We start from the raw sequence: 14,388 nt of genomic DNA, 5'->3' as shown, positions 1-14,388 counted from the left end.
TACTAGAACAGATATACGACATTCGAGCGACGCAACATCTCTTCATCGTCGTTCTTCTGTATGTCCGACCTCGCGGGCGCCGCGGCCCCAGCGGAAGGGCGAGACCGTCTCGTCGCCGGGGATCCAGAAGCGCCAGGGGAAGGCCGCGGTGCCCGCGACACCGGCGACGCCCACGCGCGGCCCCGACGCCACCCCGTCGAGCGCCACCTCGGTGAGCTCCAGCCGCGCGATCGCGCCGTTCAGCTCGATTCCCCGGAGCGCGTCGATGCCGTCGTGCAGCGCGTGGCGCAGGCCGACGGTCGAGCCGAAGCGGCCGGGCCCGCGGGCCAGGTCGCGCACAACGCGGGCGGCCGGGCGACGCGCTCGCGCGGCATCCGTTCCGGCGATCACCTCTCCCGCGCGGAGGAGCACACCACCGGCGACCCCCTCGGGGCCGCAGACGACGTTCACACACGAGTGGATGCCGTGGCTGAGGTAGACGTACAGATGGCCGGGCGGACCCCACATCGTGGCGTTGCGCGGCGTCGGTCCCATTCGCGCGTGCGATCCAGGGTCGGGCAGGTCGCCTGTTCCGCGGCCGTGGTACGCCTCAACCTCCGTGATACGGACGGTCACCGCCTCTCCCGCAACCACCGTCGTCAGGTGCGCGCCCAGCAGGCGCGGCGCGACCTCCAGCGGGAACGCGACGAGATCCGCGGCGAGCGCGGGACGGACGGAAACCATCCGCCCAGGCTAGGCGCAGGTGTTCACGTGATGTGGCGAGCGACCTCTACGGCCCGCGGTGCGGGCCCGCATCCTGAGTGCCGAGATAGTGGGCCACAGCCAGGTCCACTTCGGCGAGCTGATCCCGGGTGAGATAGTCGACGGGATCACCCACGACGTAGTCGACATCGATCGAGCGGATCTGATCCACCAGCAGTCGGGTGCGTCGGCCGGCGATCTCGAGCTCTGGACGGTGGATCGAACTCCCCGCGGAGGTCGACGCCGGGATGACCGTCGCGACCGACAGCGGTGAACGCGCCGGCGAGACCACCAGCCCTAAGCGCTTGCCACCCTGCTCATGGCCGCGAGGCTTGCCCAGGTCGATACGGTAGACGGCGCCCCGAATCACCAGGCGTCGGGCTCCGCGTCGAGGTCCTCGTCCTTCAGCGCCTCAGCATCGGCTCGGAACTTATCCAGCCACCGCTCGTGATCCAGCAGCCTCAGGGCGCGCCGCAGCGTGTCGGTCGTACTCTCGCCCGCCTGCGCTGCCTCGCGGAGTATGCGCTCGTCATCCGGAGTCGGTCGGAATCCGATTGTTGTGGCCATGCACCCAGAATAGCGCGCGTTCAACAAATGTAGAACAAAGGAACGGGTACTCGGATGGGTATCGACGACGCTGTGGCCCGCGCGATCTCATCCGCCGCGGGGGATGCCCTCGGCCCGGCGCGGTCGTAGCGTCCCGCGCATGGGTCGATGGTCGGTGCTCCTGCTCCTGTGCGTGTCGCAGTTCGTGATGATCCTCGACAGCACGGTGATGAACGTGTCGATCTCGACGGTCGCGTCCGACCTCGGCACCACGATCACGGGCATGCAGGCGGCGATCACCTTCTACGCCCTCACGATGGCGGCCTTCATGCTCACCGGCGGCAAGCTCGGCGACCGCTGGGGACGCGCCCGCGCCTTCCGCATCGGCGCCGTCGTCTACGGCCTCGGGTCGCTCACGACGGCGCTCAGCCCCAACCTGACCGTGCTGATGCTCGGCTGGTCGCTCGTCGAAGGACTCGGCGCGGTCCTGGTCATCCCCGCGATCGCCGCTCTCGCCGCCGTGAACTACTCCGGTCGCGAGCGCGTCGTCGCCTTCTCGGCCCTCGGCGCCGCGACCGGCATCGCCGCCGCCGCGGGTCCGCTCATCGGCGGGCTCGTCACCACATACGCGTCGTGGCGGTTCGTCTTCGCCGCCGAGACGATCGTGATGATCGTCGTGCTGCTCCTCTCCGGACGGATCAAGGATGCCGCTCGCGAGGACGCCGTCCGCATCGACCTCGGCAGCGTCATCCTGTCGGCGGGCGGCATGGCCCTGCTGGTCTTCGCCGTCCTTCAGAGCAAGAGCTGGGGCTGGATCGTGCCCCTGGACCCGCCCGTCGTCGGCGGTGTCGCGATCGCTCCGTTCGGCGTCTCGCCGGTGGCGTACCTGATCCTCCTCGCGATCGTGGTGCTGTGGCTGTTCGTCCGCCGCCAGCGCCACCTCGAGCGCACCGGCGGAAGCCCTCTGCTGAAGGTCGGCCTGCTCGGCATCCCCGCGCTCCGCAGTGGCCTGGCGATGTTCCTGTCGCAGTACTTCGCGATCGCCGCACTGTTCTTCGTCGTCCCCGTCTACCTGCAGACGATCCAGGGCTACGACGCCCTGCAGACGGGCCTGCGGATCCTCCCGCTCTCGCTCGGGCTGATCCTCTTCTCGGTGGTCGGCTCGCGTCTGTCGACGGTGCGATCGCCGCGCCAGATCGCGCGATGGGGCCAGGGGGTGCTCGCGCTCGGCGTGCTCCTGGTGTTCGCCGCGGTGCAGCCCGACCTCGCCGGCGTGATCTTCGCGATCGGCATGTTCATCGTGGGCTCCGGCTTCGGCCTCCTCGCCTCCCAGCTCGGGAACGTCAACATGTCGGCCGTCAGCGCCGCCGACACCTCCGAGGTCGGCGGCCTGCAGGGGACGTTCCAGAACCTCGGCTCCTCGTTCGGCACGGCCCTGGTCGGATCGGTGTTCATCCTGCTGCTCACCTCGGGCTTCACCGGCGCGATCGAGAGCAGCGACCTGCCCTCCAGCATCCGTCAGCAAGTGGTCGCGGCCACCGAAACGGGCACGCCGATCCTGTCGCAGGCCGAGGCCGAGCAGGCGCTCGAGGCGGGCGGGGCGACCCCCGACGAAGCCGCCCAGATCGCACAGACCTATGCCGAGACCCAGGTCGCCTCGCTACGGCAGGCGCTGTTCCTCGTGTTCGCCCTCGCGGTGGTCGCGCTCATGCTGTCGTGCGGCCTCCCCCGCGAAGTCGCGACCGCCGCCGAACCGGAGCCTCAGGCGCGCGGGGTCTGACACCACGCGACCGACGATCCGATCAGCGCGACGGCCTCCGCGCCGTCGGCGATCTCGATCACGCGCGTCTCCACCCGCTCGGGGAGCGGGAGGCCGTAGGTGTCGTAGCGGTTGTCCACGGCATCCGGTGCCACCATCACCGCGAGGTACCGGGCGCTCGGCGAGACGCAGGTCTGCAACACGGCATCCGTCGCGGCGATCTCGGCCAGCTCGGTGGCCCCTCCGTCGACCCCGACGAGGGAGACAGCCGTCCGGCCGGTCGGGGCGCCGTCCTCGAGCACCGCGCCGGTGCGAATGGTCGAGCCGTCCGGGAGAGGGGTGACCGTGGTCGCTCCGCCGAGATCGGGGTCGGGCTCGACCAGCGGCGACTCGGACGCGTCGGTCAGGTCGATCTCGACGAGCCCCTCGACCCGCTCGACGACCGCGACGGACGAGCCGCGCGCGATCCCCTCGATGTCGAGCGCCGAACCGAGAGCGGTGGCGCCGTCGCCTCCCGAACCGGTGAGGAGCAGCGTCCCGTCGAACGAGATCATCAGGATGCTGTCGGTGTCGGGCACGAACCGCCATGCCGCTACGCGCGGATCGGCGCCGGTCACCTCGACAGGAGCGGCGACGGGGTCGGTGCCGCGCGCGGACGCGGTGTACAGCCGGCTCTCGCGCCCGCCGTCGGCGCCGAGATCGCGGTCCGAGAAGGTGAACCCGATGAGGTCGCCTCGGTCGGCGCTCTGCAGGTTCGACACGTAGCCGACGTCGGGAAGCGCGATCTCGCGGAGGTTCTCGCCGTCGAGGTCGGTCACGAGCAGATCGGAGGTGCCGTCCTCGCCCTGTACCGAGATGACCAGGTGCGTGGTGGTCGCACGGAAGTCCTCGATGTGCGGATGCCGGAACACCGCCGATCCGGTGCCCTCGAGGTCGGTGCGGGCGATGACGTCCTCGTCGTCGCCGCGCTGCAGGAGGTAGGTCTGCAGCGGCGGCGTGCGGAAGGTCTCGGTGACGCTCGCGGTCGGTCCTCCACCGATGCCCTCGACGTCGTCGATCGTGACGGTGTACTCGGTGTCGTCGTAGAGGGGCAGCGTGAAGCGGACCCCGACGCTCCGCCCCGACGTGTCGACGGCGAAGGGGGTCGCGGGGGTGATGGTGATCTGCGACGGATCGACCTCGGCGAGCGACTGCGTGGTCGTGACGATCATGCGCGAGCCCGAGGTGGTCGTCGCCGCCTCGGGATCGACCTGCACCGACGTGACGCGCGGTCCTTGGATGACGGTGACGGCCGCGCCGGCCACGCCGAACACCGCGAGGACGCCGACGACCGCGAGCACCCCCGCGACGAACGACCGCGAACGCCGCCGGCGCGCGCGGGCGCGGCGGGAGACGGGCTCAGCACTCATGAGGCTCAGTACTCATACGGGTCAGCGGGCTCGGGGATCTCCTCGATCGACGCCGCCGCGATCTCGAGGCGCCCGTCGGATGTCGAGCGGACGGTGCCGGTGAGGCTCACCCACTGCCCCGTCTCGGGGGTGTCGACCTCGACGACGGGGATGCTCGCCGGCTGCGCATCGATGACGCAGTGGGTGATCACCAGGCGCGTGAGCGAGAAGTCCCCCGACTCGCTCGGGGTCGCGAATCCCACCAGCTCCACCTCGTCGCCGGCGAACGCGTCGGGATTGGTGGACGTCGCGAACACCGCCGCCCACTCGCCCACGCCGAACGAGGCGGTGTCGCCGGTCGTGGCGAGGGTGACGGCATCCGATCCGGCGAAGAGGGGCGCGGCGCCGGTGTCGCGCGACATCGCCAGCTCCGCCGACAGCGTCGCGGGGGCGAGGACGAGGCTCAGGACGACGACGCCGGATGCCGCGACCCCGCCGACCGCGGTCCCCACCGCACCCACCGTCGTGAGCGGGGCGGCCGGGGTAGGCGCGTGATCGTGATCGTGGTCGAGGCCGTGCGGGACCGGAGCGGCCGCGTCGCCGTGGTCATGACCGTGATCGGCCTCGGCGCCGAGCGGAAGGGCGAAGGTGCCGATCGTGCCGATCAGGATGACCACCGACATCCCCGCGGCGAACCAGGCCGAGTCGGGGTTGATGTACAACGAGATGCGCCCGGTGATCACGAGCGAAAGGGTCACGACGGAGAGGATCGCGGCGAGGCCGACCCCGAGCCATCGGGTCAGGAGCGACTGGCGCCGGAGGAGATCAGGCAACGAGGTTCACCCCCGTCCCGATCGCGAAGGCGGCGAGGACGACGACGACCGTGATGACCGCGAGCGTGCGGGTGGTGAAGGTCGTGCGCAGGAGCGCCAGCATCTTCACGTCGACGATCGGGCCGACCAGCAGGAAGGCGACGATCGACCCGGGCGTGAAGGTCGAGGCGAACGACAGCGCGAAGAACGAGTCGACGTTCGAGCAGATCGAAACGACCATCGCCAGCGCGATCATCGCCGCGATCGACAGCGCCGGGTTCGACCCGATCGCCAGCAGCGCCTCACGCGGGACGAGCACCTGGATCGCGCCGGCGAGCGCGGAGCCGATGATGAGGGCCGGCATCACGGCGCGGAGCTCGACGACGAACTGGGCGAGGCTCCGCTGTGCGCGGCCGCTGGTGTCGTGGGCCGCGAGCTCGCACGTCGCCCGGAACCGGTCGGTGAGCACGGCGTCCGGATCCGGGTGGCGCGAGTACAGCCAGCCGATGAGGTTGGCGATGAGGTAGCCGCCGACGAGGCGGACGATCAGGATGCCGTCGTCGAAGCCGAACGCCTGGTGCGTGGTGATGATGACGATGGGGTTCACGATCGGCGCGGCGATGAGGAAGGTCATCGTCTCGGACACGCTGAATCCGCGCATGAGGAGCCCGCGGGCGAACGGGACGTTGCCGCACTCGCAGACCGGAACGACCATGCCGAGGAGTGACAGCACCGCGCGGCGCGCCCACGCCCGGCGCGGCATCCACCGCTCGATGACCCCCGGCGGCACCCAGACCTGCACCGCGATCGAGAGCACGACGCCGAGCGCGACGAACGGCAGCGACTCGATCAGGACGCTCAGGGCGAGGGTCAGTCCGTCCTCGGCGCGGGTCGGCAGGGAGGCGGAGAAGAGCGCCGGCGCGAACAGGTCGATCGCGAAGAGCGCGGCGACGACGACGGCGCCGATCCCGAGCGCGACGAGGGTCTTCGTCGGGCGCGCGGGCGGCGCCGTGCGGGCCCGCTCAGTCGCCGGCACGCTCGTTCTCGGCGGCGGCCGTGCACACCGCGCACACGCCGAAGATGTCGACGATGTGCTCGGCGCGGGTGAACCCGTGCTTCTCGGCGGTGTCGTGCGCCCACTGCTCGACGTCGGTCGCTTCGATCTCGACGGTGCGTCCGCAGGAGCGGCAGATCAGGTGGTGGTGGTGCCCGGTGCTGGTGCAGGCGCGATAGAGCGCCTCGCCGTCCGGGCTCTGGAGCGAATCGGCGTCGCCCTGGGCGGCGAGCCCGGCCAGCGCGCGGTACACCGTGGCCAGGCCGATGCCGGTGTTCTCGTCGCGCAGGAGCGCGTGGAGCGCCTGGGCACTGACGAATCCGGGGGCGTCGGCGAGCGCCTCGCGGACGCGCTCGCGCTGCCAGGTGTTGCGCTGAGCCATGGCGGGAAGTCTACCGGCGGGCCTTCCGAGCCGCCTGGGAGCGGCTCATGCGGCGGCCACCGCGGTGCGCGCGGCCTCGCGTCGACGCGTCACACGCCCCCGGCGTCCGCCGGCGAGACGGCAGACGAGGTAGATGAGGAACGAGATCGTCGTGATGTACGGACTCACCGGGAGCGTGCCGGCGATCGCCAGCAGGATGCCGCCCACGGCCGAAACGAATCCGAACACCGCCGCGAGCACGGGCACCGCGATGGGTCCCGTGGCGATGCGCATCGCCGCGGCCGCCGGGGTGACGAGAAGCGCCATCACCAGGAGCGCGCCGATGATGTGGACCGCGACGGCGACGATGAGGCCGAGCAGCAGCATGAACCCGAGCGAGACGACGGTGTTCGGCACCCCGCGGGCGGCGGCGGACTGCGGGTCGAGCGAGTCGAAGCGCAGGGGGCGCCAGATCATGAGCAGCGCGACGAGGACGAGCGCGCTGATGACGATGAGCATGCCGAGCTGACTCGACGGCACCGAGACGATCTGCCCGGTGAGGAGGCTGAAGCGGTTCGCCGAGCGCCCCTGGTACAGCGCGAGGAACAGGATGCCGAGCCCCAGCCCGAAGGGCATGAGGACGCCGATGATCGAGTTGCGCTCCCGCGCGCGTGCCCCCAGCCAGCCGATGAGGGCGGCGGCGATGAGGGATCCGACGATCGATCCGGTGACGACGTCCCACCCGATGAGGAGAAAGGCCGCAGCTCCCGCGAACGACAGCTCGCTGATGCCGTGGACGGCGAAGGCCATGTCGCGCTGCATCACGAAGACCCCGATGAGGCCGCCGACGAGGCCGAGGATCGCGCCCGCCCACACCGAGTTCGACACGAGTGCGAGGATCTGCCCGTACACCTCGACCCCGCCGAAGAGGGCTTCGGAGATCTCGTCCCAGTTCATCGGTGGTCCTCGTCGTGGTGGTGGTGGCTCTCTTCGGCATCCGGTGCTCCGACGACCACGAGCCGGTCACCGGCCTGGAGGACGAAGACCGGGGCGCCGTAGAGATCGGTGAGGACCTCCGAGCGCAGGACGTCTTCCGGGGTGCCGAGGGTGAAGCGTCCGCCCACGATGTAGAGGATGCGGTCGACGCGGTCGAGCACGGGGTTGATGTCGTGGGTGACCAGGAGGACCGCGGCGTTGCGCTCCTGCCGCTGGCGGTCGATGAGGGCGACGACAGCCTGCTGGTTGGCGAGGTCGAGGCTCGTGAGCGGCTCGTCGCACAGGAGGATGCCGGGGTCGTCGGCGAGCGCCTGTCCGACGCGCAGACGCTGCTGCTCGCCGCCCGAGAGGAGTCCCACGGGGCGGTCGGCGAACGCCGTCGCTCCGACCTCGGCGAGGAGGGCGTCGACCTTCTCGCGATCCGCGCGACGCGGGATCGGCGGACCGAACCGGTGCCCGCTGACGCCGAGGGTGACGAGATCGCGGCCGCGGAGCGAGGTCTCGGGCGGGAGGGGCCGTGACTGCGGGATGTACCCGATGCGTCGGTTGCCGCCGCGGCGGACGGGACTCCCGAGCACCTCGATCATGCCGGTGCTCAGCTGCTCGAGGCCGAGGATCGCGCGCAGGAGCGTGGTCTTCCCGGATCCGCTGGGGCCGAGGACGGCGATGAACTCGCCGGGCTGCACGTCGAGGTCGAGCCCGCCCCACAGCTCGCGCTCGGCACGCCGCAGCCCCGCACCGCGGATGCGCAGTGCGGGGCTCGAGGCCTGTACGGGGTCGGCGCTCACTCCGACAGAGCGTCCGAGAGCGCCGTGATGTTCTCCTGCATCCACGAAAGGTAAGTCTGGCCCTCCGGGAGGGTTTCCGAGAACTCGATCACCGGGATGCCCCGTCCCTCGGCATCCGCGATGATCTGCGTGGTCTCGGCACCGCCGGTCTGCGCGTTCGCGATGACGACGCGCACGTCACCGTCGGCGAGGAGGTTCATCGCCTCGAGCAGGGTGGCGGGCGGGACGTCCTGACCCTCTTCGACGGCCTCGCTGAAGGCCTCGGGGGTCACGTTCTCCAGGCCCGCGGCGGTGGCGAGGTAGACCGGGACGGGCTCGGTGACGAACACGGCCTCGCCCGCGTGGGCGGCGTCGATCTCGGCGAGGGTCGCCTCGAGGTCGGCGATGCCCTCGATGAAGGCGGCGGCGTTGGCCTCGAACGCGGCGGCGTCCTCCGGGCGCTGCTCGGCGAACTCCTCCGCGAGCGCCTCGGCGAAGTGCTCGATGGTGTGCGGGTCGTACCAGACGTGCTCGTTGAAGCCCTCGACGTGGTCGTGACCGGCGTGGTCGTCGCCCTCGGCGTGCTCCTCGCCCTCGTGGGCGTGATCGTGGTCGTCGACCTCGGCCCCGGCGGTCGCCTCGGGCTCGGCGGTCGTCGCGTCATCGGCGTGGGCGTGGTCGTGGTCGTGGTCCGCGGCATCCGCACCGGGCCAGTCGTGCGAGAACTCCGCGACCGTGATGACGTGCGCGTCCGAGCCGCTCGCCTCGAGCAGGCCGTCGACGAACGCGTCGTACCCGCCGCCGTTCTCGACGACGATGTCGGCATCCGCCACGGTCAGCTGGTCCTGCGCGGACGCCTCGTACGAGTGCGGGTCCTGCGAGCCGGACGTGACGATGGAGGTGACCTCGACGAACTCGCCGCCGATCTCCTGCGCGATCTGGCCGTACACGTTCGTCGAGGTGACGACGATGATCGGCTCGGCGACCGTGGACTCGGCTGCAGGAGTCGCGGCGGAGGTCTCACCGGAGGCGCAGCCCGCGAGCGCGAGGACGGAGACGGCGCCGAGCGCTGCGGGAACGAGGAGACGTCGGGTGGTCATTCCTCGATGATAAGCATCCTGATAATCGTTATCAACTCGGGGTGCGCCGGCTCAACACTCACCCAGGTGGGACGCCTTCAGGTGTCACTCCGCGCCCCTCCCCGCGCTCCGAGGCGGCCACAACTGCCACCCGAGCGCGCGTGGCCACCCGAGCGCGCGTCACGCCGACCTCAGTCGAGGAGGAGGGCGGGTTCCTCGAGGATCGAGGCGACGTCGGCGATGAAGCGCGACATGCCGTCGCCGTCGATGACGCGGTGGTCGAAAGAGCCGGCGACCGTGGTGACCCAGCGCGGGCGCACCTCGCCGTCGACGACCCAGGGCTTCTGGCGGATCGTGCCGAGCGCGACGATGCCCGACTCGCCGGGGTTGATGATCGGAGTGCCGGCATCCATCCCGAAGACCCCGATGTTCGTGATCGTGATCGTGCCGTTCTGTTGATCAGCAGGCGAGGTCTTGCCCTCGCGCGCGGTCAGCGTCAGCTTCTCCAGCGCCCGCGCCAGTTCGCGCAGCGACAGGTCCTGCGCGTCCTTGACGTTCGGCACGAGCAGGCCGCGCGGCGTCGCCGCCGCGATGCCGAGGTTCACGAAACGACGGACTCGGATCTCGGCCCCGTTCTCACCGTCGACCCACGCGGCGTTGACCATCGGCGTCCGCTGCACGGCCCAGATCACGGCGCGCGCCATGATCAGCAGCGGCGAGACCTTGATGTCGGCGAAGTCGGGCGAGGCCTTCAGGCGCTTGACGAGTTCCATCGTGCGCGTGGCGTCGACGTCGGTCCACACCGACACGTGCGGCGCCGAGTACGCCGACTGCACCATCGCCGACGACGTGGCCTTGCGTACGCCCTTGACCGCGATCGTCTCCTCGCGGTCGCCCGCGGGTGCGGGCGCGGCGACCGGAGCGGGAACGGATGCCGGGGCGGTGCGCGCCGGGATCGACTCCTCCCGCACATCGCCCCACGCGGGCGTCTCGATGTTGCGGAAGACGCTCGCCTGCGAGGCGTGCTTCACCACGTCCTCGCGCGTGACCTCGCCGGCGGGGCCGGAGGCCGCCACCGCACCGAGGTCGACGCCGAGGTCACGGGCGAGCTTCCGGATCGGAGGCTTCGCGATGACGCCGACCGACGACGCGACGCGCTCGCGCGCGCTCGGCGCGGGCTTCTTCCGCCGGGACTGCACCTGTCCGCCCGTGCCGTAGCCGACGAGCACCGCGCCCTCACCCTCGGCGGCCGGCGCCTCGGCCGGGGCCCCGTGCTCGCTCTGGCCGACCGTCGCCGGCGCCGCGGGGGATGCGGCATCCGTCGCGGCGGTCACCGTGATGATCGGCGCGCCGACATCGACCGTGTCGCCCTCGGCGACGAGGAGCTCGCCGACGGTGCCGGCGAAGGGCGAGGGGAGCTCGACGAGCGACTTCGCCGTCTCGATCTCGACCAGGACGTCGTTGACGGCGACGGTGTCGCCGGGGCCGACCCGCCACGAGACGATCTCAGCCTCGGTGAGGCCTTCCCCGACATCGGGGAGGACGAAGGTCTGCGTGCTCATGCGTGCTCCTGGCTCAGGGGTCAGTAGGCGAGGGACCGGTCGACGGCCTCGAGGATGCGGTCGGCGTCGGGGAGGTACGCGCCCTCGAGCTTCGCGGGCGGGAACGGGACGTCGAAGCCGGACACGCGGATCACCGGCGCCTCGAGCGCGTAGAACGCGCGCTCCATGACGGTCGCCGCCACTTCGCTTCCGAGCGAGGTGAACCCGGGCGCCTCCTGCGCGTAGACCATGCGGCCGGTCTTGCGGATCGAGTCCAGCAGCGGCCCGTAGTCCACCGGCGAGAGCGACCGGAGGTCGACGACCTCGCAGCTCGTGCCCTCGGACTCGGCGAGCGCCGCCGCCTGCAGAAGGGTCGTGACCATCGCACCGTGCCCGACGAGGGTGACGTCGGTGCCGCGGCGGACGACGCGCGAGGCGTGCAGCTCAGCGGCGCGGGCGGTGGTGTCAACCTCGCCCTTCATCCAGTACTTCGCCTTGGGCTCGAGGAAGATCACCGGATCGTCGGAGGCGATGGCGTCCTGGATCATCCAGTACGCGTCGTTCGGCGTCGACGGGCTCACCACGCGCAGGCCCGGCGTGTGCGTGAAGTACGCCTCCGGGCTCTCCTGGTGGTGCTCGACCGCGCCGATGTGTCCGCCGTAAGGGATGCGGATGACGATCGGGAGCGACAGGGCACCCTCGTGACGGTTGGTGAGCTTCGCGAGCTGCGTGGTGATCTGGTCGAAGGCGGGGAAGACGAACCCGTCGAACTGGATCTCGATCACGGGCCGGAATCCCGCCATCGCCAGGCCGATCGCCGTGCCGACGATGCCCGACTCCGCAAGCGGGGTGTCGAGCACGCGGCGATCGCCGAAGTCGGCGATGAGGCCCTCGGTGACGCGGAAGACGCCGCCGAGGCGACCGATGTCCTCGCCCATGAGCAGCACGCGGTCACTGTCGGTCATCGCGGCGCGGAGGCCCGCGTTCAGCGCGCGGCTCATCGGCATCGTCGTCGGAGCAGCGGATGCGGATGCCGGGGCGGCCGAGGCTGCCGTGGTGGTGTCGGTCACGCCGTTCCCTCCTCGTAGGACGCCTCGTACGTCGCGAGCCACGCGGCCTGCTCGGCCACCAGCGGGTGCGGCTCGGAGTAGACGTGGGCGAACATCGACGACGCCTCGATCGTGCCGAGCGCGTTCGTGCGGGTGCGGACGTCGTCGGCGAGCGCCGCGCCCTCGGCGGTGACGTCGGCGAAGAACGCCTCGCTCGCCCCGCGTCCACGCAGGTAGGCCTCCATGCGCGCGAGCGGGTCGCGGCGGCGCCACGATTCCTCCTCGTCGCGGGTGCGGTACTTCGTCGGGTCGTCGCTCGTGGTGTGCGCGCCCATGCGGTAGGTGAGCGCCTCGATCGCGCGGGGGCCCTCGCCCGCGCGCGCCTCGTCGAGCGCGCGGCGGGTGACGGCGTAGCTCGCGAGCACGTCGTTGCCGTCGATCGGGATGCTCGGCATGCCGTATCCGGACGCGCGCTGATGCAAAGGCACCGGCGACTGCGTGGCCACCGGGACGGAGATCGCCCACTGGTTGTTCTGCAGGAAGAAGACCTCGGGCGTGCGGTAGCTCGCCGCGAACACCATCGCCTCGTGGACGTCGCCCTGGCTCGATGCGCCGTCGCCGTAGTAGACGATGACGGCCTCATCCCGCGTGGGATCGCCGGTGCCGCAGCGCCCGTCGAAGACGAGACCCATGCCGAAGCCGGTGGCGTGGAGGGTCTGGGCGCCGAGGACCAGCGTGTAGATGTGGGTGTTGCCGTTGCGCGGATCGAAGGGGTTCCAGCCGCCGTGCGTGAGCCCGCGCATGAGCCGGATGATGTCGATCGGGTCGACGCCCCGGATGCGGGTCACGGCGTGCTCGCGGTACGACGGGAAGAGGTGGTCCTGCGCGCGGGTGGCGCGGGCCGATCCGACCTGCGCCGCTTCCTGGCCGAAGCTCGGCGGCCAGAGGGCCAGCTGCCCCTGACGCTGCAGGTTCGTGGCCTGCACGTCGAAAGCGCGGATGACGGCCATGTCGCGGTACAGACCCTCGAGCGTGGTGTCGTCGATCGCGTCGATCAGGTCGAGGTAGGGCTCGGCGGCGGGCGTCGGGGCGAAGACGCCGTCGGCGTCGAGCACGCGGACGAGGTCCGCAGGATCGTTCGCCGCCGAAGCGGACGCGTTCTCGGGCGGAGTCACCGTTCTACGCTATCCGTCGTCCGGAATGCCCCGTTGGGAGGTCTTTCACAACGGATGCCGCGATCTCTAGGACTTTGGCGACAGATTCGTGCTCGCCGACGGAGATGCGGATGCCGGCCCCGTCGAACGGGCGGACGATCAGGCCCGCCGCGTCGAAGGCCGCCGCGAGCGTCAGCGACTCGGCGCCGGTGGGCAGCCACACGAAGTTCCCCTGCGCCTGCGGGACCTCCCACCCGGCCTCGCGGAGTCCGTCGGCGAGCCGGTCGCGCCGGTCGGCGATCTCGCGGACACGGGCGAGGAGCTCGTCCTCAGCGTCGAGGCTCGCCAGCGCCGCGGCTTCGGCGGCGGCGGTGACGGAGAGCGGGATCGTGGTGCTGCGCGCGGCGTCCAGGATCCGCGGGTGCCCGATCGCGTAGCCGACCCGGAGGCCGGCGAGCCCGAACGCCTTGGAGAAGGTGCGGAGGACGACCACGTTCGGGAACTCCTCACCCCCGAGGACCCGCAGGCCGTCGACGGCGTCGGGGTCGGTGACGAACTCGGCGTAGGCCTCATCGAGGATGACCAGGACGTCGCTCGGCACCGCGCGGACGAAGGCGTCGAAGTCGTCGTGCCGGACGACGGGGCCCGTGGGGTTGTTCGGGCTGCAGACGATGACCGCGCGGGTGCGCGGGGTGACCGCGGCCGCCATCGCGTCGAGATCATGGCGGGCGCCGTCGGTGAGCGGCACGGCGACCGAGGTCGCGCCGGCGACGACCGACAGCCACGGGTACGCCTCGAACGACCGCCACGCGTAGACGACCTCGTCGCCGGGGCCGGAGACGGCCTGCACCAGCTGCGCGAGGATCGACACGCTCCCGGCGCCGACGTGCACCTCATCGGCGGTCCGGTCGAACCGCGCGGCGAGACGCTCGCGGAGGGCTGCGGCCGTCGCGTCCGGATAGCGGTTGAACTCCACCGCGGCGGCCACCGCCTCCTGGACACCGGGGAGCGGCGTGTACGGGTTCTCGTTGCTGGAGAGCTTGAACGCCTCGGCGCCGGCCTGCCGACCCTGACGGTAGGCGGGGAGGGCGGCGATCTCCGGGCGCACGCGGACGGGGATGTCGGGGGCGTCGGTCACCCG

Annotated in this window: 15 protein-coding genes; 1 reads left to right on the top strand and 14 read right to left on the bottom strand. The window is 71.2% G+C overall.

What is annotated here, in order from left to right; all coding sequences use genetic code 11:
- Positions 1–42 precede the first annotated feature (42 nt).
- From LTL01_RS01115 to LTL01_RS01105, 3 genes are read right to left on the bottom strand one after another with little or no spacing between them, the layout of a single operon-like run.
- Positions 43–723 carry a DNA-3-methyladenine glycosylase gene (locus tag LTL01_RS01115; protein ID WP_236967061.1) on the bottom strand — a complete coding sequence of 227 codons (681 nt, stop codon included), beginning with the start codon at positions 721–723 and terminating at the stop codon, positions 43–45.
- A 46-nt stretch (positions 724–769) separates the two neighbouring features.
- A complete protein-coding gene (locus tag LTL01_RS01110; RefSeq protein WP_308195159.1) occupies positions 770–1,111 on the bottom strand; it encodes a type II toxin-antitoxin system PemK/MazF family toxin in 342 nt (113 codons plus the stop codon).
- Positions 1,108–1,308 carry a hypothetical protein gene (locus LTL01_RS01105; RefSeq protein ID WP_053546890.1) on the bottom strand — a complete coding sequence of 67 codons (201 nt, stop codon included), beginning with the start codon at positions 1,306–1,308 and terminating at the stop codon, positions 1,108–1,110. Before LTL01_RS01105 ends, LTL01_RS01110 begins: the two co-directional genes overlap by 4 nt.
- Positions 1,309–1,447: 139 nt before the next feature.
- Between LTL01_RS01105 and LTL01_RS01100 the strand changes: the two genes are divergently transcribed.
- The gene (locus LTL01_RS01100) at positions 1,448–3,067 is read left to right on the top strand and encodes an MFS transporter (RefSeq protein ID WP_236967060.1); all 1,620 of its coding nucleotides are present in this window, start codon (positions 1,448–1,450) and stop codon (positions 3,065–3,067) included.
- Here the strand turns inward: LTL01_RS01100 and LTL01_RS01095 are convergent.
- The 11 genes from LTL01_RS01095 to LTL01_RS01045 all read right to left on the bottom strand — a co-directional run bounded on the left by LTL01_RS01095 (position 3,049) and on the right by LTL01_RS01045 (position 14,385).
- Positions 3,049–4,455: a hypothetical protein gene (locus LTL01_RS01095; protein WP_236967059.1), complete on the bottom strand. Its 1,407-nt coding sequence runs from the start codon at positions 4,453–4,455 to the stop codon at positions 3,049–3,051. The genes LTL01_RS01100 and LTL01_RS01095 overlap by 19 nt on opposite strands.
- A gap of 5 nt (positions 4,456–4,460) precedes the next feature.
- A complete protein-coding gene (locus LTL01_RS01090; protein WP_236967058.1) occupies positions 4,461–5,267 on the bottom strand; it encodes a TIGR03943 family putative permease subunit in 807 nt (268 codons plus the stop codon).
- Positions 5,260–6,282 (bottom strand): permease, encoded by a 1,023-nt coding sequence (locus tag LTL01_RS01085; RefSeq protein WP_236967057.1) that lies wholly within the window; start codon positions 6,280–6,282, stop codon positions 5,260–5,262. The genes LTL01_RS01090 and LTL01_RS01085 overlap by 8 nt, the downstream gene beginning before the upstream one ends.
- The gene (locus tag LTL01_RS01080) at positions 6,269–6,682 is read right to left on the bottom strand and encodes a Fur family transcriptional regulator (protein WP_236967056.1); all 414 of its coding nucleotides are present in this window, start codon (positions 6,680–6,682) and stop codon (positions 6,269–6,271) included. Before LTL01_RS01080 ends, LTL01_RS01085 begins: the two co-directional genes overlap by 14 nt.
- Positions 6,683–6,727: 45 nt before the next feature.
- Positions 6,728–7,618: a metal ABC transporter permease gene (locus LTL01_RS01075; RefSeq protein WP_236967055.1), complete on the bottom strand. Its 891-nt coding sequence runs from the start codon at positions 7,616–7,618 to the stop codon at positions 6,728–6,730.
- Positions 7,615–8,445 carry a metal ABC transporter ATP-binding protein gene (locus tag LTL01_RS01070; RefSeq protein WP_236967054.1) on the bottom strand — a complete coding sequence of 277 codons (831 nt, stop codon included), beginning with the start codon at positions 8,443–8,445 and terminating at the stop codon, positions 7,615–7,617. The genes LTL01_RS01075 and LTL01_RS01070 overlap by 4 nt, the downstream gene beginning before the upstream one ends.
- Positions 8,442–9,524, bottom strand: coding sequence for a metal ABC transporter solute-binding protein, Zn/Mn family (locus tag LTL01_RS01065; RefSeq protein ID WP_236967053.1), 1,083 nt, complete (start codon positions 9,522–9,524; stop codon positions 8,442–8,444). Before LTL01_RS01065 ends, LTL01_RS01070 begins: the two co-directional genes overlap by 4 nt.
- Positions 9,525–9,694: 170 nt before the next feature.
- Positions 9,695–11,065, bottom strand: coding sequence for a dihydrolipoamide acetyltransferase family protein (locus tag LTL01_RS01060; RefSeq protein WP_236967052.1), 1,371 nt, complete (start codon positions 11,063–11,065; stop codon positions 9,695–9,697).
- A 20-nt stretch (positions 11,066–11,085) separates the two neighbouring features.
- The gene (locus LTL01_RS01055) at positions 11,086–12,051 is read right to left on the bottom strand and encodes an alpha-ketoacid dehydrogenase subunit beta (RefSeq protein WP_236967705.1); all 966 of its coding nucleotides are present in this window, start codon (positions 12,049–12,051) and stop codon (positions 11,086–11,088) included.
- Positions 12,052–12,110: 59 nt separating this feature from the next.
- Complete coding sequence (locus tag LTL01_RS01050; protein WP_236967051.1) at positions 12,111–13,268, bottom strand: thiamine pyrophosphate-dependent dehydrogenase E1 component subunit alpha; 1,158 nt, start codon at positions 13,266–13,268, stop codon at positions 12,111–12,113.
- 4 nt (positions 13,269–13,272) lie between these two features.
- Positions 13,273–14,385, bottom strand: a complete 1,113-nt coding sequence (locus tag LTL01_RS01045) for a histidinol-phosphate transaminase (RefSeq protein WP_236967050.1) — start codon at positions 14,383–14,385, stop codon at positions 13,273–13,275.
- Between the last annotated feature and the right edge of the window lie 3 nt (positions 14,386–14,388).

The organism is Microbacterium aurantiacum (assembly GCF_021654035.1).
GTDB classification, from domain to species: Bacteria; Actinomycetota; Actinomycetes; order Actinomycetales; family Microbacteriaceae; genus Microbacterium; species Microbacterium aurantiacum.
The sequence above is the reverse complement of the archived record's forward strand: the minus strand, read 5'-3'. Positions and strand labels throughout refer to the sequence as shown.